The organism is Rothia sp. 27098_8_161, from assembly GCF_041432905.1.
Taxonomy (GTDB): Bacteria; Actinomycetota; Actinomycetes; order Actinomycetales; family Micrococcaceae; genus Rothia.
Map to the genome: position 1 here is coordinate 1 of NZ_JAPWAL010000009.1, position 25289 is coordinate 25289.

Annotated in this window: 21 protein-coding genes; 11 read left to right on the plus strand and 10 right to left on the minus strand. The window is 57.7% G+C overall.

Annotated elements, in window-relative coordinates; all coding sequences use genetic code 11:
- Positions 1 to 138: 138 nt before the first annotated feature.
- The 8 genes from O3648_RS04590 to clpB form a co-directional block, all read right to left on the minus strand.
- Positions 139 to 348, minus strand: coding sequence for a DUF3073 domain-containing protein (locus tag O3648_RS04590; RefSeq protein ID WP_005504588.1), 210 nt, complete (start codon positions 346 to 348; stop codon positions 139 to 141).
- Between the two features lie 351 nt (positions 349 to 699).
- Positions 700 to 2346 (minus strand): carbohydrate-binding domain-containing protein, encoded by a 1647-nt coding sequence (locus O3648_RS04595; RefSeq protein ID WP_371568749.1) that lies wholly within the window; start codon positions 2344 to 2346, stop codon positions 700 to 702.
- Positions 2347 to 2586: 240 nt separating this feature from the next.
- On the minus strand, positions 2587 to 3507 hold the full coding sequence (locus tag O3648_RS04600) for a polyphosphate polymerase domain-containing protein (RefSeq protein ID WP_371568751.1): 921 nt from the start codon (positions 3505 to 3507) through the stop codon (positions 2587 to 2589).
- Between the two features lie 123 nt (positions 3508 to 3630).
- On the minus strand, positions 3631 to 4380 hold the full coding sequence (locus O3648_RS04605; protein ID WP_371568754.1) for a DUF4956 domain-containing protein: 750 nt from the start codon (positions 4378 to 4380) through the stop codon (positions 3631 to 3633).
- 314 nt (positions 4381 to 4694) lie between these two features.
- Positions 4695 to 5711, minus strand: a complete 1017-nt coding sequence (locus tag O3648_RS04610; RefSeq protein ID WP_371568756.1) for an excalibur calcium-binding domain-containing protein — start codon at positions 5709 to 5711, stop codon at positions 4695 to 4697.
- A gap of 311 nt (positions 5712 to 6022) precedes the next feature.
- Entirely contained in the window at positions 6023 to 7264 is a 1242-nt protein-coding gene (locus tag O3648_RS04615) for an excalibur calcium-binding domain-containing protein (protein WP_371568759.1), read from the minus strand.
- A 177-nt stretch (positions 7265 to 7441) separates the two neighbouring features.
- On the minus strand, positions 7442 to 8410 hold the full coding sequence (locus tag O3648_RS04620) for a Sir2 family NAD-dependent protein deacetylase (RefSeq protein ID WP_279788423.1): 969 nt from the start codon (positions 8408 to 8410) through the stop codon (positions 7442 to 7444).
- 159 nt (positions 8411 to 8569) lie between these two features.
- On the minus strand, positions 8570 to 11179 hold the full coding sequence (gene clpB / locus O3648_RS04625) for an ATP-dependent chaperone ClpB (protein ID WP_314079719.1): 2610 nt from the start codon (positions 11177 to 11179) through the stop codon (positions 8570 to 8572).
- A 267-nt stretch (positions 11180 to 11446) separates the two neighbouring features.
- Between clpB and O3648_RS04630 the strand changes: the two genes are divergently transcribed.
- From O3648_RS04630 to O3648_RS04680, 11 genes are all read left to right on the plus strand, one after another.
- The gene (locus tag O3648_RS04630) at positions 11447 to 12310 is read left to right on the plus strand and encodes an aldo/keto reductase (RefSeq protein ID WP_371568762.1); all 864 of its coding nucleotides are present in this window, start codon (positions 11447 to 11449) and stop codon (positions 12308 to 12310) included.
- Between the two features lie 16 nt (positions 12311 to 12326).
- Positions 12327 to 12737 (plus strand): MerR family transcriptional regulator, encoded by a 411-nt coding sequence (locus O3648_RS04635; RefSeq protein ID WP_371568764.1) that lies wholly within the window; start codon positions 12327 to 12329, stop codon positions 12735 to 12737.
- 110 nt (positions 12738 to 12847) lie between these two features.
- On the plus strand, positions 12848 to 14176 hold the full coding sequence (locus O3648_RS04640) for an MFS transporter (protein WP_371568766.1): 1329 nt from the start codon (positions 12848 to 12850) through the stop codon (positions 14174 to 14176).
- A gap of 247 nt (positions 14177 to 14423) precedes the next feature.
- Complete coding sequence (locus O3648_RS04645; RefSeq protein ID WP_371568768.1) at positions 14424 to 15017, plus strand: TMEM175 family protein; 594 nt, start codon at positions 14424 to 14426, stop codon at positions 15015 to 15017.
- Between the two features lie 391 nt (positions 15018 to 15408).
- Complete coding sequence (locus tag O3648_RS04650) at positions 15409 to 16281, plus strand: alpha/beta hydrolase (protein ID WP_371568770.1); 873 nt, start codon at positions 15409 to 15411, stop codon at positions 16279 to 16281.
- Positions 16282 to 16440: 159 nt separating this feature from the next.
- A complete protein-coding gene (locus O3648_RS04655; protein ID WP_371568772.1) occupies positions 16441 to 17463 on the plus strand; it encodes an alpha/beta hydrolase in 1023 nt (340 codons plus the stop codon).
- Positions 17464 to 17475: 12 nt separating this feature from the next.
- Positions 17476 to 17922 (plus strand): flavodoxin family protein, encoded by a 447-nt coding sequence (locus O3648_RS04660; RefSeq protein WP_371568774.1) that lies wholly within the window; start codon positions 17476 to 17478, stop codon positions 17920 to 17922.
- A 1076-nt stretch (positions 17923 to 18998) separates the two neighbouring features.
- Positions 18999 to 19682, plus strand: coding sequence for an NAD(P)-dependent oxidoreductase (locus O3648_RS04665; protein ID WP_371568776.1), 684 nt, complete (start codon positions 18999 to 19001; stop codon positions 19680 to 19682).
- An 18-nt stretch (positions 19683 to 19700) separates the two neighbouring features.
- Positions 19701 to 20357 carry an HAD family hydrolase gene (locus O3648_RS04670; RefSeq protein ID WP_371568778.1) on the plus strand — a complete coding sequence of 219 codons (657 nt, stop codon included), beginning with the start codon at positions 19701 to 19703 and terminating at the stop codon, positions 20355 to 20357.
- A 326-nt stretch (positions 20358 to 20683) separates the two neighbouring features.
- Positions 20684 to 21181 (plus strand): DNA starvation/stationary phase protection protein, encoded by a 498-nt coding sequence (locus O3648_RS04675; protein WP_279788417.1) that lies wholly within the window; start codon positions 20684 to 20686, stop codon positions 21179 to 21181.
- A gap of 354 nt (positions 21182 to 21535) precedes the next feature.
- Entirely contained in the window at positions 21536 to 22714 is a 1179-nt protein-coding gene (locus tag O3648_RS04680; RefSeq protein ID WP_371568780.1) for a VIT1/CCC1 family protein, read from the plus strand.
- A 217-nt stretch (positions 22715 to 22931) separates the two neighbouring features.
- On the opposite strand, the gene sucD is transcribed toward O3648_RS04680, so the two are convergent.
- Together sucD and sucC are read right to left on the minus strand one after the other, a co-directional pair.
- Entirely contained in the window at positions 22932 to 23849 is a 918-nt protein-coding gene (sucD, locus tag O3648_RS04685) for a succinate--CoA ligase subunit alpha (protein ID WP_005508195.1), read from the minus strand.
- 29 nt (positions 23850 to 23878) lie between these two features.
- Positions 23879 to 25045 (minus strand): ADP-forming succinate--CoA ligase subunit beta, encoded by a 1167-nt coding sequence (gene sucC / locus O3648_RS04690; protein WP_279754747.1) that lies wholly within the window; start codon positions 25043 to 25045, stop codon positions 23879 to 23881.
- Positions 25046 to 25289 lie beyond the last annotated feature (244 nt).

Here is a 25289-nt window from a genome sequence, read left to right on the forward strand (position 1 = left end):
CTTCGCACACACCCGGGTGCATCCGCACAAACTGCGGGCACGAAAAAACCGGCTGAGCACCCCGTGTGGGGTCTCAAGCCGGTTCATCAACTATGAAATACGCTCGGTCGATATGCACCGAATCATTCCGCGTATTCTTTATGCCTCATCCTCGTAGGACGCGTACTTTTCTGCGTATGCCGAGTAGTCGTCCTCGTCGTCATAGCGACGGCGGGACGAATCGGAGGACTTCGTTTTCTTCGCGCTGCTGAGCTCGCGCTCGAGTGCGCTGTAGTCGGTCTCGGGGCTGAAGTACTTCATCTCCCGAGCCTGCCTTGTTGCTTTAGCCTTCTGACGGCCGCGCCCCATGGCGTGACCCCCTCTTTCATCCTGTCCGAGGCGAACAGCACGTGCAGCGCATCGCTCTCGGATCGTTCAACAGTCTTTACTACACTATAGAGTACCCTGTTTCAGCCCTGAATGTCTCGCTCAGCGGCACCTATTTTGCGTATCAGAGCACTTCTTCGCACCGGAACAACCGTTTTATTTTGCACCCGCGGCTTTTTACCCCAGACGCCGCAGAGCCCCGCACCGGGCGTATCGCTACAACCAATGCGGGGCGAGTGCCTATCCTACCGGCTCACTCACAAAACCGGGTTCAGAGAAGGTACCGTGCCGGTCATGACATCCAGCACGGGGATTGAGGGGCACTCCTGCCGTTTAGTTTGCGGTGAAGGAGCCCAGCAAGGTGGCGTTAGAAGCCAGGGTGGTGCTGGAGACATCCACGCTATCGGTGGTGGTGTACACGGTGTAGCTCTCGCCCTTAGTGATCTTGGAGCTGGAGACCACGATCAGTGCGGTGCTGGAGTTAGTCACCTTGTAGTTCGCCACCACGTTACCGGAGGAGTCGGTCACCTGTACGGTGGTGCCGGCGCTCAGGTTCGATACATTGCTAATCTTCAGGTAGCCGCTGGTGGAGTTGGTCGAGGGCGCCTCGAACATGTCACCGGAGTTAGCCGCGGTCACGGTCGCGCCGTTGAGCAGCAGGTCGCCATTGGTATCCAGGGAGGTGTTACCACCGGTGAAGGGGCCGTCGACAATCACGGTACCACCGGAGAGGTTTGCCGTACCGTTGGAGTCGATGCCGTCGCCCTTCGCGTTCACGGTGACCGTACCGCCGGAGATGTTGATGGTTGCATCAACCACCTCGAAGGTGCCGCCACCCATGCCGCCGCCTGCGCCACCGCCAGCCGGGGGCTGACCACCCTGTGCCGCATTACCCTGTCCCGTATTTCCCTGTGCAGCCTGGTTACGCTGGGCGGTCTGCGTGGTGGAGGTCGAAGCCGACTCGGTGCTGGTCGAGGTGGTACTGTACGAGGCATTGATACCGTCATCGGAGCTGGTCACGTTCACGGTGCCGTCCAGGATGTTGATGTACTGCCCCTCAATACCCTCGTTCGCCTGGTTAATGTTCAGGGTCCCACCAGAGATTTCAAGCACGCGCTCAGCCTTGAAACCATCATCATCTGCAGAGATGTTCACGGTACCACCGCTCAGGCGTACCCAGCCACGGTTGCCATCGGTATTATTGGTTGCCTTGATGCCGTCCTGACTTGCGGTTACGGTGACGGTACCGTCCAGGATATCGACGTAATCCTTACCCTTGATGCCGGTGTTTGCCGCGTTCACTTCCAGGGTACCGGAGGCAATGACCAGGCCGTCAGAGGTGTGGATACCCTCTTCATACTTACCTTCAACCTTCAGGGTGCCTTCGCCCGCCAGGGTCAGGTCACTCTTGGAGTAGATAGCTGCGTCGGGGCTACCGCTGGCGGTATCCGCGTAGGAGGAGCCGTCAGAGACGGTGTTGGTGGTACCCGAGGCGGTGTAGATAACGACCTCGTCCGCCTCAACCACATTGATAGCTGCACCAGTGGAATTGGTAATCGTCGCATTCTTCAGGACCAGGCGGACCATGTCGCTGTCGGCTGCCTCAACCTTGATCTGGCCCTCGTAGGTACCGATGAGCTTGTAGTTGCCCGCCTTGGTGATGGTGATGACGCCGTCGCTTACGGTCACGCCGTCGATCGCAGTCGGGTTAGAAAGATTGATAGTAACTTCGCTGGAGGAATCCCAGGTGACGTCCTTTGCAGAGTAGTGAGTGTCCTCGGCGAGCTTCTCGCCGCTCTTCACGTCGGTAGAGAAGGAGTCCGCCACCTTCGAGGTGGTGTCCGAAGTGCTCGAAGCGGAGTTAGTGGTCGCGCTCGCTGCACTAGCGGTCGGTGCCAAGTTTGCCGAGCAGCCGCTCAACGCCAGGGCGGCCAGGAGAGTCAAGGAGGTTGCGCTCTTAATCATATTGCTCTTTTTCACGGGTTTTCCTTTGTGTTTGGGTGACTACTCATGTAGAGCCAGCGCCACAGGGGTAAGACGTATGTGAAATGTGAATATGTGTGAGAGCGGTTATTGCCTGTATGGGGTGATAAAACCGGTGTTGTGTTTGGTTCGGGGTTAGATACGCGGTTTAGAGGATTGGTGGCTGGAGGTGCGGGTAAGGTAGGTGCGCTACCCTACCCGCACCTCCCACATTGCCGTTTTAGCGAGGTTGCCGTTTTATGCGGCTGCGAAACCCTCGGTCAGCAGCTTCTGGTAATCCTCTTCGGTCATGTCATCCACGTTGAGGCGGGTACCGTTGACCGGTTCCAGGTGCATCCAATTCTTGATGGTTTCTTCCCACTTGTTGCTTACCAGCTGCGGGTTTAGCACCGCCATACCGGTTGCAAACTTGGAAATCTTCGTGGGGGTGATGCCCGCATCCCAAAGGTGCTGGTCTGCCACAGAGGGCTCCACGCCGGACTTGGTTTCAATGATGACCGCGTTCGGCAGGCCGTAGGTGGTGCCGACCAGGTTACCGTGGTAGTTGCGGTAGTTCACGCCCGCCATGAGGATGTTCTCAGACAGAGGTGTCCAGCTCAGGGCGTTATCTACCGTCATACGGGAGGCGACGGGGTTCTTCTCACTCTGCGGCAGGAAGACCGTGGTACGGCGGTAGCCGGTGGTCAGAACCGCCTCCAGCTTGTGCACGGGGCCCGCAAGGATATCGCCGAGCGCTGCGGTGATGTACTCGTGGCCTTCGGCGGTGAGCGTATCGCGGTTCTCGAAGGTATACGGGATACGCTTCTTGACGGTCATATCCTGCTCACCGTCTGTCTTGACCTCTAAGAAGGTCAGTTCCGAGTCCAGGTAGCTACGGGTACGAATCTTGAAGGTGTCCGGGCGGCTGTACGCTGCCGAATGGTAGCTCTGCATCTGCGGAGTGTCGAAGTAGACCGATTCGTAGGCGAAGTCGCGCTGGTCATCGATTTCCATGACGGAGGCTCCTGCGTCAAGCGTGGAGAGTACCTTGGCTGCGGTTTCTGCCTCGACAATGTACTTGCGGTCCACACGGGTCTGCATGGCTGCCTGCTCGTTCATGGCTTCGAGGCTAATGCTCGTCCACTCTGCGGGGATGATATTTGCGGCTGCGTTAGTCATGGGTCTTCGTCCTTCTAGGGTGCCATCCCTGCATGATGCGTTGTGCGCTGGGGGCGGCGTGTCGTGGGTATCGGAGATGTTTGTGCGGTCGGAGTGAATCAGAGACTGTTATAGCGGCTGGTCTTACTTGCCTACCGGGGTACGCTGGAGCGGAATCATCCGAGTGTCCAGCGTGGCGTGTGCCTCGGCGGTGGGAACCTGAGGTGCTGCCGGGTAAACCGCGGGAGTCTGCGATGCTACCACCTGAGCTACGACAGGCTGAGCCCCAATCGGTACTGCGTTAGCCGGTGCCGCCTCCACTGCCGCAGGGGTGCCGCCCTCGGTGGTTTCCTTAGGCTGGTAGGTGACGGTGGCGCGGGTCAGGTTGTTCACCATGTCCAGCTCGGTGATTTTCACCGAGGTGACGGTGTAACCCAGGCGAGCGCTCAGGTATGCTTTGAGCTCTTCCTCGTCGCTAATCGCACGATCGGCGGTGACAGTCTGAGTCTGGTCGGTAGAGATCGGGGTGCTACGCGAGTCGAGAATCGCAATCAGGGCGACCAGGGTAGCCATGAGACCGAAGGCGATGTACGCCGGGCTGATGTTCACACCGGCGATCATGCCGACCGAGAGGGCTACGAAGTAGTAACCCACCTCGCGCTGGCTCAGGGCGGTGGAACGCAATCGGATAATCGACAAGACACCGAAGAGACCCATGCCCATAGCGGATGCATTCGAGCCGGCAGATACCAGCGCCACCGAGACGGTGAAGATGCCGGCGTTGATGACCGCGTAAGAAATCATTAGTTCGCGGTTGCGGTGCCGCGCCATGTAGAGGGTGCAGAGGGCTGCGATGGCTATGGCATCGGCAATCGCCATGGTCAAAATAGTCATTGGACGCTCCAGACGTCGTGTCGTGATGTTTGCGGCGCTTTTTGCTGTCTGTTCTTCAGCTCCAAGCTGTGCGTTCTTTGTAGTATCTAGATTCCCGTGCAAGTCTGTGTTTACCCTGTGCTCACCTTAACTTATAGATAAGTGTTATATGTCTCTAATAAATACCCTTATCGTGGCGCTATTCAATCGTAATTTTTCTCTTTTCTCGCGCCCTTGATGGAGCATCCCACAGCTTCAAAAAGCACAAAAAATGGGCTCCCTCCGATATGGAGGGAGCCCATAAAAGTAGCTAAAAACTTAGCGACTAGGCGCTATTAAGCCTTCTTGCGAATGCGGGTTGCCACGATGGTCGCGCCACCAGCACCCAGAGCAATCAGACCCAGACCAGCAGCGGTCATCGCGTCGGATACACCGGTCTTAGCCAGGGAAGAAGAGCTCTTAGAGGATGCGTTGGAGGAACCGGAGCCCAGGTTGTCGTTCGAGCCGGAGCTCAGCGAAACGCTGTCAGACTTCTTGGAGTTCTCGTAGTCAACGGGCTGCTCGCAACCAACGCCGTCGCCGTCAGCGTCAAACTTCTCGCGGAAGTCCGGGTGACCCTTGCGAATCGGTGCTTCGCCTGCAGCCTCAACGTCGGCGCAGTTCTGGAAGCGGAAGCTCTCGGAAGGCTGGGGAGCCGGAGCCATGTTCTCGTCAGCGGGCTTGGAGGAATCCTCGACGGGTGCGGAGGTCTCTTCAGCAGGCTTGGGAGCCTCGGTGGTCGGGTCCTGAGTGGGAGCCGGGGTCGAGTCCTCAGAGGGAGCCGGGGTCGAGTCCTCAGAGGGAGCCGGGGTCGAGTCCTCAGAGGGAGCCGGGGTCGGATTCTCGGAAGGAGCCGGAGCGGGCTGCTCTGCAACCTTAATGGTCACGGTAGCTGCCTTACCGCCGCGGGGAACGTCGCCGTCCTTCAGGGAGCCGGACAGCAGGTAAATGTCGACAGAAACGCTACCGTGCAGCTCTGCCTGCCAGGGAATGGTAACGGAGAAGTTACCATTGCTATCAGCGTGGATTTCCAGGTAGTCCTGGCCGTTAATCTTAATGGCGCCCTTGTTCAGCTTTAGTGCCAGAACGGAACCGGAGGTGCCGTCAGCGGTCTTGAAGCCTTCGCCACCAATGTTTAGATCCTGACCCTCAACCCATACGTTGGGGGCGATGAACTGTGCAGAGTCTGCGTAGGTGTGGACGACCTGAGGCTTGCCTTCAACAGCGAAGGTTGCGGGGACGGAAGTAGCAACGAGGCCACAGCCGATGAGTGCGGTGGCGCCGATGCGTGCGATGTTGTTTCGAATGCTCATGCCCCCATTCTAACGAGCGAAGCTTAGGATACCGGCCCCCAAGAAGCCAATTTGTCATGACCTAACTCACAAAACATATTTTTTGAAGGTTTCTTAAAGGCATGGTTGAACTATATAAGCCTTTTACACCGTCGTACACCCCTAAAGTCTCAACCTAACATTGAAGAGAATAACAAGTACATACCCCACCCCATCAGCACAACCCAATAGCAAAAACCACCCCGTTAAACGCGAAAATCCCTTCCACCCAAACACTCAAGCATTCGGGGGGGGAAGGGACCCTCACACACCACCGGGCAGCGGCAATAGTTTTAGGAGTTCTTGCGGTTACGGACAGCAGACACGCCAGCAACACCCAGACCCAGAGCTACCAGGCCCATACCAGCAATGGTAAAGGCGTTGGAAGCACCGGTATTAGCAAGGGAAGAGCGCTGAGCGCGGCTAGAAGTGTAGTTAGTCGAAGCGGAGGAAGAACCCAAGTTGTCCAGACCGCCAGAGTTGCGGGAAGAAGAACCCGAAGAAATATTGGAGGAGGAACCGCCGTCAGTGACCTCACTGTTAATAACCTCGCAGCCCAGACCGTTGTTATCAGTATCGAACTGCTTGCGGAAGTCCGGGTGGCTCGAAGAGATAGGAGCCAGACCAGTAGCCGCCACCTCAGAGCAGTTCGCGAAGCGAGTGCTCTCAGCCGAAGCGGTCACCTGTTCAGTAGCGGAAGTGGAATCACCCGACTGATCCTTTGCATCATTCGCAACGGATGCGTTCTTATCAGCAGCAGCCGAGGCAGAAGCCGACTCAGTAGCCGAGGCAGAAGCCGACTCAGTAGCCGAAGCAGAAGCAGATGCCCAAGCGAAGGGGGTAGCCACCACAGAAGCGGAAGCCGATGCGGTAGCCGAGGGGCTCGCTGAAGCAGTCGCAGAAGCCTTCCCATCCACGCGGTCCTTGATCTCTGCATCCACGGAGGCAATGACCTCATCAGCACCAGAAGCCGAGGCGGTAGCAGATGCGGAAGGCGCCACAGAAGCGGAGGGGGTATCCACCACGGAAGCGGTTGCCGAAGCAGAAGCGCTCGCAGACGCGGTAGCGGAGGGGGTTGCTTCCTGAACGGAACGAGCCTCAATCTTCACGGTGGCTGCCTTGCCGCCGCGAGCGGTGTCGTTATCCTTCAAGGATCCGGAGAGCAGGTAGACGTCCACGGAGATACGCTCATCCAGGTCGTCCTGCCAGGGAATGGAGACGGAGAAGTTGCCCTTCTCATCAGCCTGAACTTCCAGGTAGTCCTTGCCGTCAATCTTGACGGTACCCTTGTTCAGCTTGATAGCGATGGTGGAGCCGGAGGTACCGTCCTGGGTCAGGAAGCCTTCGCCGGTAATCTTCAGGGCTTCGCCCTTGTACCAGACCTCAGAAATATGGGAGGCCGCCTTGTCGGCGTAGACGTAGGTGACGGACTCTTCACCGTTCTGAGCGAAAGTTGCGGGGATTGCGGTGACTACCAGACCGCAACCGATCAGGGCGGTGGCACCGAAGCGAGTGATAGTGTGTCGAATGTCCATCCCATCATTTTATCCCCGCGTGGTGGGTTTAGCCGCTTGTCTAGAGGCTATGTGCAATTACTTGCAACACAAAATAGCATTTTCATGCACTTAACCTTGGGTCGTTGCACGTGCAGTAATATTCGCTGGAGAAACAGCATTCACTATAGAAACAGCGCTGCCTAAACCTCGGCAACCTTAAACATCAACGGCGTCGAGCATGAGTTCCAGCGCCTCGCCCACGCCGGTACGCCACAGGTAGGTAGCCTTCGCATCTGCACGACCGGGGCCGCCGTTAACGACAGCGACCGGCTTGCCGGCGCTCAGAGCCTCCAGCACAATCTTGTAGCTGCTCATGACCGCCACCGAGGAGCCCACCACCAGCAACGCCGAACATTCAGCGAGCATGGCATCCTTGCGTACCTTACGTTCGGCGGGCACAGACTCACCAAAGTACACCACATCCGGCTTGAGGCGGGTCGAACTGCAGCCGAGGCAGGGCACCATCTGAAAATCGCGGATATAGAGGTCGTCCAGCTCCACATCACCGTCAGGGTTCACGCGTAGCTCTTCATCTTCAAGGCGCGCTAGGTAGCCGGGGTTCGCCGCGTCCAGGCGTGTATCCAGGCTTTCGCGACTCTCGTCCTGCCCGCAGTCCAGGCACACAATACGGGAGAGGTCGCCGTGCAATGCCAGCAGGCGAGAGCTTCCAGCACGGGCGTGCAGCCCATCCACGTTCTGCGTAATCACACCGCTCACAGCACCCAGCTGTTCCAGCTCGGCGAGCGCATAGTGAGCGCGGTTCGGTTCGGCGCGGCGCATACGGCGCCAGCCCACGTAGGAGCGCGCCCAGTAGCGTTGGCGGGCGGCGTCATCGTAGCGGAATTCCTGGTAGGTCATGGGGCGGTGGTCGTGCAGGGAGCCGCCGGGTCCGCGGTAGTCGGGGATGCCGGATTCGGTGCTCACTCCCGCGCCGGTGAGCACGAGAACCTTGCCCGCCTTGAGTAGCTCGGCAATACCCGCAGATACGTATTCTTCGTCGTGCGGGGTCGCGTTCTCAGAGACAACGCGCTGAATCGAGCGGATTGCGGCACGGTGCACGGAGGCAATTTCTTCGCGTTGCTCACCGGCGGCGGCGAAGTTCTGGTGGTCAGTCCAGCGGTCCATTCTTCTCCTCAATGCTCTGTGTATTAGTGCGGTTCAGCGCGGTTCTAGTGCGTTAAACGGCTGTGGGGCACCCCCTTTGAGGGTACCCCACAGCCTATTTTTTATGGTTTCGAATGTGCAAAACTCAGCCACAGGCTAAGTCCACCCAGCCGGTTGAGCTTAGTTCTCAGCCTTCTGCTCACGCTCGGAGGTCACCGACAAGCCGTCGCTGGCAACGTCCGGGTTCACATCCACAGTCACAGTGTCACCGTCGTGAATAGCGCCGGAGAGGATGCCGCGAGCCAGGCGGTCGCCAATCTCGCGCTGTACCAGGCGGCGCAGCGGGCGGGCACCGAACGCCGGGTCGTAGCCGGTCTTACCCAGCCACTCCAGGGCGGCGGGGGTGACGTTCAGGCTCAGGCGGCGGTCCTCCAGACGCTTAGCCATGCTCTTGATCTGCAGGCCTACGATCTGACCCAGGTTCTCAGCCGACAGCGGCTGGAACATGATGATGTCGTCCAGTCGGTTGAGGAACTCGGGGCGGAATGCTTGGTGCACAACCTCCAGCGCCTTCTCGGAGCGCTCTTCGAAGGGCAGGTCTTGGTTGACCAGGTACTGAGAACCGAGGTTCGAGGTCAGAATGAGGATGACGTTGCGGAAGTCCACGGTGCGGCCCTGGCCATCGGTCAGGCGGCCGTCATCGAGCACCTGCAGCAGGATATCGAAGACCTCGGGGTGTGCCTTTTCAACCTCGTCGAGCAGGACCACCGAGTAGGGGCGACGGCGTACAGCCTCGGTCAGCTGACCGCCCTCTTCGTGGCCAACGTATCCGGGAGGGGCGCCGACCAAGCGAGAAACAGTGTGCTTCTCAGAGTATTCACTCATGTCGATGCGTACCAGGGCACGCTCGTCATCGAACTGAAACTCAGCCAGTGCCTTAGCCAGCTCAGTCTTACCGACACCGGTCGGGCCAAGGAACAGGAAGGAACCAATCGGGCGATCCGGGTCGGAGATGCCAGCACGGGCGCGGCGGACAGCGTCAGAGACAGCTACCACTGCGTCTTCCTGACCAATCAGGCGGGTACCGATGCGCTTCTCCATTTCGAGCAGCTTCTCAGATTCGCCCTGCATCATGCGACCTGCAGGAATACCGGTCCAGGAGGAGATAACCTCAGCGATATCGTCTGCGGTGACCTCTTCGGAGACCATGGATTCGTTCTTAGCGCGGTCCTCGGCACGCTGTGCTTCCTCCAGTTCGGCTTGCTTTGCGGGAATCTCGCCGTAGAGCAGGCGGGATGCCTCAGCAAGGTTACCTTCACGCTGTGCCACCTCGGCGCGGGAGCGCAGCTCGTCAATCTCAGTCTTGAGGTCACCCACGCGGTTCAGGTTCGTCTTCTCGGCTTCCCAACGGGCGTTGAGGGAGTCGAGTTGTTCTTTCTTGTCTGCCATGTCCTTGCGCAACGCTTCCAGACGCTCCACGGATGCGGGATCGGTTTCGCCGGCAAGCGCGAGTTCCTCCATGGTGAGGCGGTCCACGGCGCGGCGCAACTGGTCGATTTCCTCCGGTGCGGAGTCAATTTCCATGCGCAGGCGGGATGCTGCCTCGTCGATCAGGTCAATTGCCTTGTCCGGCAGCTGACGGGAGGGAATGTAACGGTTGGACAAGGTTGCTGCGGCAACCAGCGCGGAGTCAGCAATCTGCACCTTGTGGTGTGCCTCGTAGCGTTCTTTCAAGCCACGCAGAATACCGATGGTGTCCTCGACGCTGGGCTCGCCCACGTACACCTGCTGGAAGCGGCGCTCCAGTGCGGGGTCCTTCTCGATGTTCTCGCGGTACTCATCCAGGGTAGTGGCACCGATCAGGCGCAGCTCACCACGGGCAAGCATGGGCTTGAGCATGTTGCCTGCATCCATGGAGCCTTCGGATGCGCCAGCACCGACGACGGTGTGAATCTCGTCGATGAAGGTCACGATCTGACCTTCGGACTTCTTGATTTCTTCGAGGACTGCCTTCAGGCGTTCCTCGAATTCACCGCGGTACTTTGCGCCTGCGACCATGGAGCCCAGGTCCAGACTGATGAGGGTCTTGCCGCGCAGAGATTCGGGCACGTCGCCGGAAACCATGCGCTGCGCCAGGCCTTCCACGACGGCGGTCTTACCGACACCGGGCTCACCAATCAAAACGGGGTTGTTCTTGGTGCGGCGGGAGAGCACCTGCACGACGCGGCGAATCTCAGAGTCGCGGCCGATGACTGGGTCTAGCTTGCCTGCGCGGGCAATGGCGGTCAGGTCGGTGCCGTATTTTTCGAGCGCCTGGAAGGTGCCTTCGGGGTCGGGGGTGTCCACGGTGCGGTCTCCTCGGACGTTGGGGATGGTCTGTGCGATGAGCTCTGCGGTAGCGCCGAGCTTGTGCATTGCGGTTGCGGTGCTATCGGTGCCGCTGGCAATGCCCAGCAGAATCATTTCGGTAGAAACGTAGGTATCTCCAAAGCCCTGGGCACGGGTCTGTGCCGCCTGCAGAGCAGAGAGCGCTGCACGGCTAAGGGAAGCATTCTGCACGGAGGCACCGGATGCCTTCGGCAACTTCTTGATTTCAGCGGATGCCGCCTCGGAGATAGCGTCCACATCCAGGCCTGCAGCCTTGAGGACTGCTACGGCGACGCCTTCGCGCTGGTCCATGAGGGCCTTGAGGATGTGCGCAGTTTCAATAGTGGGGTTGCCGGCGGTTTGAGCGTTAGTATTTGCCGCCGAGATGACTTCTTGACTCTTGGTGGTGAACTTGTTGTCCATGGTGTTCCTTTCGTATTTCGAGGGGCTTATCCTATGCGCCACTGCATTATATAACTTGAGTCTACTCCACTCAACTATGTTTCGCAAGCCTCCTGCAAAAAAAATTTTCGTATTTTTCGCCCCACCTCACACCCCCTGACCCCGAACAAAAGCCCCAGTCAAAACTGCATTGTTATGCGGAGCAGACTCTCGCTGGATTTGCTTGGGAGCCGCTCCCAAGTTGTTAGATGATTATGTTCCATTCATTGACTGAAGAAGGAGAGTGTCATGCTTGACGCGTTGACCATGTCTAATGGTCGTTCCATCCCCGCTCAGGGTTTCGGAGTTTTCCAGATTCCAGCCGAGCAGACTGCTGACGCGGTGGCTCAGGCTATTGAAGTCGGCTACCGCCATATCGATACCGCACAGTCTTACTTCAACGAGGAGACCGTAGGTGAGGGTATCCGTCGCAGCGGGATCGACCGCAGTGAACTGTTCGTCACCACGAAGGTCTGGTTGGACAACTATGGTGAGGATGCCACCTATGCCAGTGTGAAGGCTTCTCTGGAGAAGCTGGGGCTTGAATATGTGGATTTGATGCTGTTGCATCAGCCGTTCAATGATGTTTACGGTTCCTGGCGGGCCCTGGAGCAAGCCCAGGCGGATGGGCTGATTCACTCCATCGGGGTCGCTAACTTTACTCCAGCTCGCCTGCACGATCTGGGTTCGTTCAACGCCGTCTATCCGGTGGTTAACCAGATTGAGATTAACCCCTTCCATCAGCAGGTAGAGCGGGTTGCTGAGCTGCAAAAGCTCGGAGTTACCGTTGAAGCGTGGGCACCCTTTGGTGAAGGCCGCTCAGGCTTGTTCGACAATCCAGTGTTGACTGGTATTGGCCAGCAGTACGGTAAGTCAGTGGCACAAGTGGTGTTGCGCTGGCTGTATCAGCGTGGGATTGTGGCACTGTCCAAGTCAGTACACCCGGAGCGGATGCAGCAGAACTTCGCGATTGATGATTTCGCTCTGACTGAGGCGGATATGGCCACTATCGCAGGTTTGGACGCCGGGGCGTCATTGTTCTTTGATCACGAGGCAACCGGCACGGTGGATTACTTCACCAATCTGATTGCTCAGCGACGTAACAACAACTAAGGCACTCATGAGTAGATTGTATTCAACGAAGGAGGCAGCTGAGGTCAGTGGTATCGCGGTTGAAACCGTGCGCTACTACTGCAAAATCGGTCTAGTCCCCCGAGTAGTGCGAGATGAGAACAACTACCGTGTCTTTGACGACCACGACATCGCCTGGCTCAAGGGCCTGCACTGCCTGCGCGAATGCGGCATGGGTATCGAGCAAATGCGCAATTACATGGAACTTTGTCTCCAGGGAGAAGAGAGTATCCCGGAGCGCGAAGTCATGCTGATTGCGCAACGCCAAGTTGTTGAGGACAAAATCGCACTACTTAAGGAGATGCTGGGGTTTATTGATTCGAAGATGGAGTTCTATGCCGGAGTGCGTTCCGGCGAGATTGAATACCAATCGAATCTGTTGCCCCCAGCGTCATCTGAGACTGCCTGATTAGCCTTCTTCAGAACACTAACCGCAGGTAGGCGGGATGATTCCTAGCATACCTGGATTTCGTGAGCCCAAAAACGACCCCACATTCTACGCAAAGGAAGAACGTTCTTATGTCAATAAACGACAGTGTTCGGTTCACACCCCAGGAAAAGCCGGTCCTCATTCTGATTCTATTAACGTATTTCATGATCCTGCTGGATTCTTCCATTGTCTTTACTTCCGTACCGGTGATGAAGGCAGATCTTGGTCTTAGTGCTACCGAAATGTCCTGGGTGCAAGATGCTTACACTCTGGCCTTTGGCGGGGCACTCTTACTGGGCGCACAATTGGGTGAAGTGTGGGGCCGTACCCGTGTTTTCTTGGGCGGTTTGATCGTCTTCGCGGTGGCTTCCCTGATCGTGGGAATGGCCTCAACCGCTCATATCCTAATCGCTGCACGTGCCCTGCAGGGCCTTGGCGCTGCTGTAGTTGCGCCCACGTCCCTGACGCTCATTACGGCCGTCTTTCATGACACGGTCAAACGGACCCGAGCCACAGCTGCCTACGGCACAATGGCCGGTCTGGGATCCTCTGGCGGCATGCTGATCGGCGGATTAATCACTACTTTCTTATCTTGGCGGTTCGGGTTCTGGATTAATGTCCCCATCGCGGTGGTAGTACTCGTGCTTGCCGTGCGGTTTTTACCTGCTTTACCTTCACGGCCGGGCCGGTTCGACGTGCTGGGTGCGGTCCTGCTGACCGGTTCCATGTTTCTAATCACCCTAGCCCTAGTGGAACGCAGTGTTCTGCCAGGAATAATTGGGGCGATCGTTCTTGTCATGGCAGTCGCATGGGAGCGTAAAGCTTCTGCGCCAATTCTTCCCGAGCACCTGTGGCGCCACCGGGTTCGTGGCCTGACACTAATTGCCCGGCTCCTGTTTGCCGCGTCCCTTTTCGGCATGTACTTCATGACCACCCAATACTTTGAGCTCACCCTGGGATACTCTGCCCTGACCGCCGGTTTGCTCATGCTCGTCAATTGCGTCCCGCAAGGTGCCATCGGGATTATGGTCAGTTCCCTTGTCACTCGTTTCGGGCTCCGGCGCCTCCTCCTAACTGGACTTGCGAGCACTGCCGCGGGGCTCGGCTTGATCGCCTGGGGCATGCACGGCTCCCTCCCAATTCTCCTACTTGGCATGATCCTCACTGGACTTGGGCAGGGTGCATCCTTTGGCCCAATCACCTCCGTGGGAATCTGGCACAGCAGCCCCAGCGAGGCGGGAGCTGCTTCCGGCATCGTCAACACCGGCCACCAAATGGGTGCTACCACGGGAGTTGCCGGACTTACCAGTCTTCTCGCGTTTAGTCCGCACTATTCGACGCCATTGGCTGTTTCGGCCATCCTCATGGTCGTAGCACTGCTCGTCATGCTCGCCGCAACACGCAAGCTCGAGAACTAATATGGCTCTTCCGAGTTGAGTGTGGGTGACCGGGTGTTGCGGGTAAAGGTCGAGGTCCTTATAAAAGTAAAATGTTTGGAAGAAGGTGTCACACAGGCACAGATGGCGCAGATGGTTGGCACCTCCGCACCGTATATTAGTAGGCCGATAAACAAGAAAGAGGGCATCATCAATAAGGTCTTTGTTGATATGCTCGATAAGCTACGCTACGACTTGTCTATGCGAAGAAGAAAGGGGCTCCTGAAAAATGAGCAAAGAAAGACTCACCGCATTTACGGATGCGATATTGGCGATCATCATGACAATATTGGTGCTGGAACTTGAGAAACCAGCGACAGCTGACTGGGCATCGTTTTGGGCACTCAGGGCGCATTTCTTCTCCTATGCGATTTCCTTCTTCTGGCTTGGCGCCATGTGGGTAAATCTGCATAACCATTGGCACAGGATCGAGAAGATAGACAACAAGGTGATCTGGTGGAGCATCATCATGCTGTTTTTCGCCTCTTTCTTCCCGTATGTGACAGACTTTGTGAGCGACCACTTCACAAGCCTTTTTGCACAGATGCTTTACAGCGCGGTGGTGATTTGTGTTTCACTATCCAACATGGCGCTTGCGCGAGCGGTCGAAAGGGCTAATGGCTCGACGAGCGCATTGGACTATAATAACCGGAAAATCGTTGCGGGTGACCTGAGCATTAAGGCAATCGGAATTATTCTGGCAATCTTTGTTTATCCGCCGATTAACATGTTTGCAGTTATTCTGGCAGGATGTGAGGTGACCTTCCTACCACATATTGTGAATCGAAAAAACAAGAAACCAAGCGAGATCGATGCCGTATGATCCACACCGCCGTGGCTCGCCGCAACACGCAAGCTCAAGAACTAACATGGCTCTTCCGAGTTGAGTGTGGGTGACCACCGGGTGTTGAGCGGGGGTTGCGAGTAGAGCACGAATCCGGCGCACATCGCCGACGACGCCGCCATCTTCGACTTCGTCCTTACGGACGAGGAGGATAGATTGCATCGCCAAGCTCAACGGCACGAAGCGCTACTACGAGCCTTCCCAGGAGAAGCTCGAGCCCTACGCTGCCGCCAAGCTCGACTACGACTCACCGAAGTAAGCCAGCGTTCATGGCAAGTTGAAGGATAGGAACTATCATGATTGCAACTACAAAGAACAATCTATGAGTAAACCATCGATCTTTGCATCGTTCAAGGAAAGGAATGAGAGCATGGACTTTCAGAAGGTATCTTTCAAGAACAAGGAGCTGGACCTCAATCTGGCAGGCATCCTCTATACCCCCGACAACCTCGACGTGTCGAAGTCGTACCCGGCCGTCGTGGTGACCGGCCCAATGCTGTCGATCAAGGAGCAGGCTCAAAGCGTGTACGCGAAGCGCCTCGCCGAGCTCGGGTACGTGACGCTCGTGTTCGACGGGTCTTACTTCGGCGAGAGCGCGGGGACGCCGCGCTACCAGGAGCTTCCCGACGTGAAGGAGACAGACATCGAGGGGGCCGCGGACTTCCTGGCCTCCATTCCCTATGTCGACGAGAACCGCATCGGCGGCCTCGGCATCTGCGGATCCGGCTCTTACATGTCCGTGGCGGGAGTGAAGGCGCCCCGCCTCAAGACCGTCGCGGCGATCGTGCCCGCCATCGCAGACATCTCCAAGTCCGCCATGGCAGGATTCTTCAAGCCCGCGGACGAGGTAGAGGCAGCCAAGGCCGCCTATGAGGCCGGGACCGGCCCCATCGAATACCTGAACTTCATGCCCCGCGCGTTCGACGAGGGCGCGGCGTATTATTACACTTCCCGCGGGAACAAGCGCGGCTGGACGAACCAGGTTGTCGCCTGGAGCCAGCTGGAGCTCGTGAAGTACAACGTCGTCGACATCATGAAGGACATGAAGAAGCCCTATCTCGTCATCACGGGAGAGAACGCATGGAGCCGCGAGGCGTCCACCGAGGTGTTCGATGCCGTGCCCGGAGTCGACAAGGAGATGCACGTCATCCCGGAGGCGGGGCACTTCGACATGTACGACCTGTATCCCTACGTCGATGAGGTGTTCAAGTTCATCGCGCCGTTCTTCGCGAAGAACCTCTAATCGAACTGAGGCATGCGGTTGGGGCGAGCGATAAGGTGCTACTTGTATAACGTGATGGCGCTCCTCTGGCACAACTCATGACTTCTTGCCAACGGCACGTCGACAATTCCGAGCCAGGGCAAGCAGGTCTGTGAATTTATTCAAGTGAAAGGACGAATCATGTCAGACAAGGCATTCACGGAGCGCGAGTTCATTCCCGTGGCGGGCAACCCCTTCGGGCTCGTCTACAGCGGCGCCATTACCGAGAACGTCGAGGGCGAGGTTAACATCCACGCCATCAAGTACCCCTACCGCGACTTCTTTTCGGTGGCCAACGTCTACACCCCGGCTGGCTACGACCCGAACGGGAGCTATCCGGCAGTGGTGGTGGCGCATCCCAACGGCGGCATGAAGGACCAGGTGGCGGGCAACTACGCCCAGAAGCTGGCCGAGAACGGTTATATCGCGCTCGCTTTCGATGCGGCCTACCAGGGCGAGAGCGGAGGCAAGCCGAGGAGCACCGACTGGCCCGAGAACCGCGTGGAGGACATCTTCCGCGCCACCGACATCATCATGCAGTTCCCGGGAGTCGACCGCGAGCGCGTGGCGGCGCTCGGCATCTGCGGAGGCGGAGGATACACCTTCAAGGCAGCGCAGACCGACAAGCGCCTCAAGGCCGTGGCGACGTTGTCGCTGTTCAATTCCGGCGAGGTGCGCCGCGAGGGCTTTCGTGGAAGCCAGGCCGACTCCATCCAGGAGCGTCTGGCCGCCGCAAGCAAGGCTCGCCAGGACGAGGCCGACGGCAAGAACGCCACGCTCACTCCCAACATGTGCGAGACCGCAACACCCGAGCAGGCAGACGCCATGCCATACGACCTCTACCGCGAGGGCTACTACTATTACGGTCGCGACGCGGCGCATGAGGGCAGCACCTTCAGCTACACGGCGTCGAGCCTCATGAAACTCGCCGCATGGGATGCGCGCCAAGGGGCCGAGCTCATCAACGTGCCGCTGCTCATGATGATGGGAAGTCATGCCGATACGGGGTACATGACCATCGACTGCTACGAGGCGGCCGTGAACGCTCCCGTGCGCGAGATCTTCGAGATCCCGGGCGCGACCCACATCCAGACCTATTGGAAGCCGGATTATGTTTCCCAGGCTGTGGGCAAGCTCGTCGAGTTTTTCGGAAGCAACCTCTAAGGAATGAGTGACATGAGCATCCTTTTCATCAACGGCGGCGAGAAGGGCGGGAACACCTCCGCCCTTGGGCAAAGGCTCCTCGCCGGTCATGATTTCGACCAGATAGATCTCGCAGACCACAAGGTCTACGACCACGGGCAGCACTTCGACGACGACGAGTTCGATCAGGTGCTGGCCCGCTTGAAGCAGGCCGACACCATCGTGCTCGGCTCGCCCGTCTACTGGCATGACCTCTCGGGCATGATCCGCAACCTACTCAACCGCTTCTACGGCCCCGTGGCCGGGGGCAGCATGGCGGGGAAGCGGCTCTTCTTCATCTTCCAGGGAGCAGCTCCAACACCCGCGATGCTGGAACGCGCCGAGTCCACCGTGAGCCGCTTCGCCGGGCTCTACGGCATGGAGTATATGGGCATGGCAACCAATGCGAGAGAGGCTGCCGATCTGGCTAGTAAGATCTAGTCAGAGTGTTTTCGTACTCGGCATGCACGTGATAATTTCTCATTTTTTGAAAAGTGTTCCCAGTGCAGAGCTACTGTGACAATTTGTCACAGTTGATTGCGGAGGTCGTTTCGACCTCAATGCTAGGGTTTGTGATGTCAAGATTTACTCCCGGGATTTCTGTAAGTAGAGGTCTGTTTTGCGTGAGTACAAAGCAATGCTGTTCTATTGTTGTACTGGGAAGATAGGAGCGAAAACGGTGGTACGATGCGGACGAGAAGGGACGTATTTGACACCATAAATCCTGTGAATAACAGGAGTAGGAATAGCGGGAACTGGCTTCTGAACTCCCGTTTTGGTGCCGCCGATTACCGCCTGGCGCTGTTTCGGCATCGCTATAGAGCAAAGCCACCAGCAAAATAACGAAAAAGAAAGCCTCCGAACCTTCCGGTTCGGAGGCTTTCTTTTTCGTTCTGCCCGGAAAGAGCTCCTTGCCGGAGTACCATGGGTAGCGAACGGCTTTATCGAGCGTGTGCGTTTTCGTAGGCGTCCTTGATTTCTTCTGTCAGATCGTCGGGAATCAGCGTCTACCAGCCTGTCCCATCCTCGAAATCGCTCGCCTGGGCCGAACCCTACGCAAATGGAAGGACCCGCTCGACGCCTACTTCGACACCGACGGAGCAAGCAACGCACCGCATGGAAGCCATCAACGGACATTATTGAGCTAGGCAGACGCACCGCCAGAGGCTACCGCAACCCCACCAACTACCAACCCCGAATGCTCCTCATCGCAGGAGGCCTAGATGCCTCCACCCACACTCAACTCTGAAGAGCCACTAATATTGCTTGCTTCGTAAGATGTGACGCCGCATTCACCTAGGTTGAGCATTCAAGGTATTCACCCACTGGTTAACAATTTGGCTTGTTTCGGGGGTTACTTCAGGTTCGGCCGCATCCGGGTCAATCGCTACATCTTCGCCACGCACCGCAAGCCCCTGATCCCGAACAAAAGCCCGAGTCAAAACTGCTTTGTTATACTGACCGGACTGGGCACTTGCGAGTTCCCGCAACAATCACAGTCACGAATGGGGACCCACATGAAAATACTGGTTCTAGGCGCAACCGGCCGCACCGGCTATCTCTTTACCCGCAAAGCTCTGAAGGACGGGCACACCGTCACCGCCTACGTACGCAACCCCAACAAGGCCCTAGCGCTTTTGGGGGCGCACCACAATCTCACTATCGTTCCGGGAGCCCTGAACAATGCCGAACAGCTCGCTGCAGCATCCTCCGGGCAGGACGTGATGGTCAGTATCTTGGGTCAGAAAGCCACGGTACGAGAATTTCTCTCCTCCACATTCATGCAGGAGCGTCTGCCTCTCATCATGGAGGTGGTCACGGGCGAAGGCGTAAAGCACTGCGTTCTGATGAGTGCCTACGGTGTGGGCGATACGCTACGGACCGCATCCCTGCCCATGCGTCTGGTGTGCAAGGTCATCATGCGCGGCATTTTTACCGACAAGGTTAAGGCGGACGCCTTAGTCGCCGAATATCAGCCGTATATTTCGCGTGCCCATCCGGGTAGACTGACCGATAAGCCCAGTAAGGGCGGGGTGAAGGTATCTGACATGTCGAGCGTCGAGCGAACTTCGGGTATCCCGACGATTTCCCGTGAGGACGTTGCCGATGCGCTGCTCACTATCGCCAAGAATCCCCAGAACGCGGGCACAGATTTTTTGGTAACCATTGAGGATGCTACTCTACGCTCACCCCAGAAATAAACCGGTAGGCTTAATGGCATGACGACTACAAATACCTTCCCCGCCGCCATTCTCTTCGACCACGACGGAACTCTCGTCGATACCGAACCCGTATGGGCTGCCGCAAAAGTTGCTCTCACCGCAGAATTTGGCGGCGCCTGGACTGAGCAGGACACCCTCGACTGCCTGGGCCTATCCATGCAGTTCACCCTGGACCGCCTACGTAAGCGCGGTGTAAACCTACCGGATGAAGAAATCAACGAGCGACTCGTCACAAAGGTGCACGATGCCCTGGCACACCAGCCGGTCGAGTTCCTGCCCGGTCTTGAGCGTTTCCTCTGGGAGGTTCGCGAGGCGCAGATTCCGGCGGCAGTCGTCACGAATGCAGCCACCTCCGTGGCTCGCCGCACCGCAAATGCGGCACCTGAGGGTACGTTCTCAGCGGTTATTGGTAATGATGAAACCACCCGCCCCAAGCCGGACCCGCAGCCTTATCTTTTGGCGGCCGAGCGCCTGGGTGTTAATCCGACTCAGTGCGTGGCTCTTGAGGATTCGCCTTCGGGTGTGCGCAGCGCGGCCGCGGCGGGTATGTATGTCATTGTTGTGCCGGGTGAACTGGAGGTTCCAGCAGAGCTGGGCACCGTGCACCTCAAACATGAGGAACTGACCCTAGAGGCGGTGCGCGCGCTGGCGTAGCCGCTTGGTTCGCAGATTGGAAGCTCTGCAGAAAACTGAATAGGCTTCACCATAAAGGGTGGGATGCGCGATACGAGATACTGTGCATCCTACCCTTTGCGCATGCCTGGGTGGTGAGCCGTGGGGGGGGTTGAGCAGGGGCTTTTGAGCAGGGGCTTTTGAGCGAGGGCTTGAGGTCGGCGCAACACACAGATGACGATTTATTACGAATTAATCAAAATAACCTTGACAGTAGTTCCTTAAAATGATTTACTCAATAATAATGATTCGGCGGGGTACAAACCCCACCGAAGCACAAGCATCACAGCATCATGAAGGAGACCATCATGGCATTCGCAAACTACACCGCACCCGGCCTGACCATTGAAGAAGGCAAGGGCATTTCCGAGGTTCTCCAGGCACGTCTGCACGACCTGAACGACCTGCACCTGCTGCTGAAGCACGCTCACTGGAACGTGACCGGCCCCGGCTTCATCGCCGTTCACGAAATGATTGACCCCCAGGTCGATACTGTCCGCGATTTTGTCGACGCCATCGCAGAGCGTATGGCAACCCTGGGCGCAACCCCCAACGGCCTGGCTGGCGCACTGGTCGCACAGCGTACCGTTGAAGACTACGCAGTTGGCCGCGCACCCGTCCCCGCTCACCTGCGCGCCCTGAACGACGTCTACACCCGCGTGATTGAAGCTCACCGCAAGGCGATTGCATTCGCAGGCGAGTCCGACCCCGTCACCGAGGATCTGCTGATTGGCCAGACCGCTGAGCTGGAGAAGTTCCAGTGGTTCATCCGCGCATTCCTGGAAAACGGCGAAGGCAGCATCTAAGCTACAACCATCTAAGTCGTAGCGTCTAAACCACAGCCTACTTATGGCGGCAAGGTATATAGGCGCCAGCTTTTAGAGTCACAAAACCGGGCGGGTGCGCTCTCCTTATGGAGGGTGCACCCGCCCGGTTTTTCACATGAAATATACACCGAGTTCACTCATCGTTCCTCGTCCACGTAGTACGGCAAAGTACGTTGAGGCGAACATGTTTATCGGGTTAGGCCGTCCTAGATTTTCTGTTCAGAGTGCTCTAGAGTGGTTCACTGTTCATGACAGAGCACACAGACTTGAAGGCGTAACGGGTTGCTAACCGGCAAACCCGACACGTACCGCATGAGTAGCGGAAAGGGAACTATGAGCACGCACGCCCAGCACGAGCACGTCGAAGAAACCGAAAAGCTTCAGCCGGAAAACGCCACCACTGAAGCTTCGCGAACCACCCGCCATAGCGCCGTCACCTCCCCCTCCCCCGCGCAGATTAAGCGTTGGCGCCGCTACCTTGCCGATGAGGAGTCGGAGGCGCGCATCTACCGCTACCTGGCTCGCCGTACAGAGGGTACCGATCGCGAAATCCTTCTGCAGGTTGCTAAGGCTGAGAAGCGTCACCAGCAGCATTGGCGTGACATGCTCGGTGAGCACGCAAATGTGCACGTGCGCCCGTCCATTCAGTCTCTGGTGTTGCAGTTCCTGGCAAAGAACTTTGGTTCGGTGTTTATTCTGGCGATGGCTCAGCGCGCCGAGTCCCGATCCCCCTACGCTGAGGACCCAGACGCTACCGAGGAAATGGCGGCTGACGAGGCGATTCACGAGGAGATTATTCGCGCCCTGGCGACCAGCGGCAGGGAGAAGCTTTCGGGTAATTTCCGTGCGGCGGTCTTTGGCGCTAATGACGGTTTGGTGTCGAATCTGGCGCTGATTATGGGTATTACCGCCTCGGGCGCATCCAGCTCAATGGTTCTGCTCTCGGGTATTGCGGGCCTGCTGGCGGGTGCACTGTCCATGGCGGCGGGTGAGTTCGTGTCAGTGCGTTCTCAGCGTGAGCTACTGGATGCATCCCAGCCAACCCAGGTAACCCTGCGTGTTGCGCACGATTTGGATTTGGATTCGAACGAGCTGGAGCTTATTTACCGTGCCCGCGGTATGGAGCCGGAGGCGGCGCATCACCGCGCGATGGAGCGTTTCGGCTACCTGGATTGTGATTGCGACCCGTCACTGTCTCATCGCGAGGATGAGGATCGTGAGGAGAACGTGGCTTTGGGCACCGATATTGGTGCCGCCGCTGCGTCATTTGCGTTCTTCGCTTCGGGTGCGTTGATCCCGATTCTGCCCTATATTTTCGGTTTCTCGGGTGTGTTCGCGATGGTGCTGTCTCTGCTGTTTGTGGGTGCGGCTCTGGGCTTCACCGGCGGCGTGGTGGGTCTGCTGTCAGGTGCTTCCCCGCTCAAGCGCGGTATCCGTCAGATTCTAATTGGTTTCGGCGCGGCGTTTGTCACCTACCTGCTGGGTTTGGCATTTGGTACAACGGTTGCCTAGTCGCAACTCCCCCAATAAGCTTTCAACAAGTGTATATAGCCGCTCATGCATGTGTTGCATTCCCCTGCAAGTGCCACAGCCTAAGCGCAAAGAAACCCCGGCGCACCCCCTGCAACTCCAGTATTTTTCGGCGCGCTGTCCCTGTTTAGTTCACTGTTAAAGCACAGATGCCGGTAGCCTCACGGGCTACCGGCATCTGCCGCATTATTTATGCCGTTTACTTCGCTGCGAAGATTTCGCGCATCAGGTTTGCAGCCTCGGAGGGGGTCTTACCGACCTTCACGCCTGCTGCTTCCAGAGCTTCCTTCTTCGCCTGAGCGGTACCGGAGGAACCGGAGACAATAGCGCCTGCGTGGCCCATAGTCTTACCCTCAGGAGCGGTGAAGCCTGCGATGTAACCAACGACGGGCTTGGTCACGTTTGCCTTGATGTACTCTGCAGCACGCTCCTCAGCGTCACCACCAATCTCACCAATCATGACGATTGCTTCGGTCTCGGGGTCAGCTTCGAAAGCTTCCAGCGCGTCGATGTGGGTGGTGCCGATAATCGGGTCGCCACCAATACCGATAGCGGTGGTGAAACCAATATCGGACAGTTCGTACATCAGCTGGTAGGTCAGGGTACCGGACTTGGAGACCAGACCAATCTTACCCTTGCCGGTGATGTTCGCCGGGATAATACCGACCAGGCACTCCTCGGGGGAGATGATGCCGGGGCAGTTGGGGCCGATGATGCGGGTAATCTGCTTGCCGTTCTCGTCCACGGATGCCTTAGCAGCTGCCCAGAACTCTGCGGAGTCCTGAACCGGGACGCCCTCGGTGATAACGACGACGAGGCCGATCTTAGCTTCGATAGCCTCGAGAACTGCTGCCTTGGTGAAGGCCGGGGGAACGAAGACGATGGAGACGTTCGCGCCAGTCTTCTCCATAGCCTCAGCTACGGAACCGTACACGTTCAGCTCGATGTCGGAGCCGTCCTTCGCCTTGTGGGTGACGGTGGTGCCAGCCTTGCGAGCGTTCACGCCGCCCACAATGTTGGTGCCTGCTGCGAGCATGCGTGCGGTGTGCTTGGTACCCTCGCCACCGGTGATGCCCTGAACGATGACCTTGGAGTCCTTGTTCACAAAGATAGACATATTACTTCCTTGAAATCCTTTGCTGGCGATTACGCCTTGTGAGCGAGCTCTGCTGCCTTGTCAGCGCCGGAGTCCATGGTCTCAGCCAGAACAACCAGCGGGTGGTTCGCCTCGGAGAGGATGCGGCGACCCTCAGCAACGTTGTTGCCGTCCAGGCGCACAACCAGGGGCTTGGTTGCTGCGTCGCCCAGAATCTCCAGAGCCTTCACAATGCCGTCTGCCACTGCGTCACATGCGGTGATGCCGCCGAAGACGTTCACGAAAACGCTCTTGACCTGCTCGTCGCCCAGAATGATTTCCAGGCCGGCAGCCATAACCTCAGCGGACGCGCCGCCACCAATATCAAGGAAGTTTGCGGGCTTGACGTTGCCGTGGTTCTCACCAGCATATGCAACAACGTCCAGGGTGGACATAACCAGACCTGCACCGTTACCAACGATGCCGACCTCGCCGTCCAGCTTCACGTAGTTCAGGTCGAACTGCTTTGCCTTAGCTTCCAGCGGGTTCTCAGCGGACTTGTCCACGAGAGCCTCGTGCTCGGGCTGACGGAATTCTGCGTTGTCGTCCAGGGAGACCTTGCCGTCCAGGGCGAGGATGGTGCCCTCGGGGGTCAGAACGAGGGGGTTAACCTCAACCAGGGTTGCGTCTTCCTTGGTGTAGACTTCGCCCAGCTTGACGAGAACGGGAACAACCTTCTCCTGCAGTTCTGCGGAGAAACCTGCTGCCTTAGCAATTTCCTCAGCCTTAGCCTGGTCCAGGCCGACCAGCGGGTCAACCTCGATCTTTGCCAGCGCCTCGGGGCGCTCAGCAGCAAGCTGCTCAATTTCCATACCGCCTTCTACCGAGCACATTGCCAGGTAGGAGCGGTTTGCACGGTCCAGCAGGAGGGAGAAGTAGTATTCTTCGGCGATGTCTGCGCCGTCAGCGACCAGCACGCGGTGAACGGTGTGGCCCTTGATGTCCATGCCGAGAATTGCCTTAGCGTGCTGGTAAGCTTCTTCGGGGGACTTTGCGAGCTTAACGCCGCCAGCCTTACCACGGCCGCCGGTCTTAACCTGAGCCTTAATAACGGTCAGGCCGCCAATTTCCTCAGCTGCTGCCTTTGCTTCTTCAGGGGTGGTCGCAACAATGCCCTTGAGCACGGGTACACCGTGCTTTGCGAAGAGCTCGCGCGCCTGGTATTCGAAAAGGTCCACAGGTGTCCTTCTTCTTCGAAGTGGTGCCGAGCACTGGTGCACTCGGCCTGGTCTCATTAGAGGAGGATCCCCCGTGTAGTCGGTACGGGGCTATAGGGGTCTCTCGCACCCGGCGCACACGCATCATTGACGCGGGGAATTTCTCTCGTCTCTACTCTATCGGATTCGGCGTGAGCTCGCACTCACAGAGCCCCAAATCTGAGATTTTAGCGACTCAGCTCACAAATATTTTGGGTACATTTCA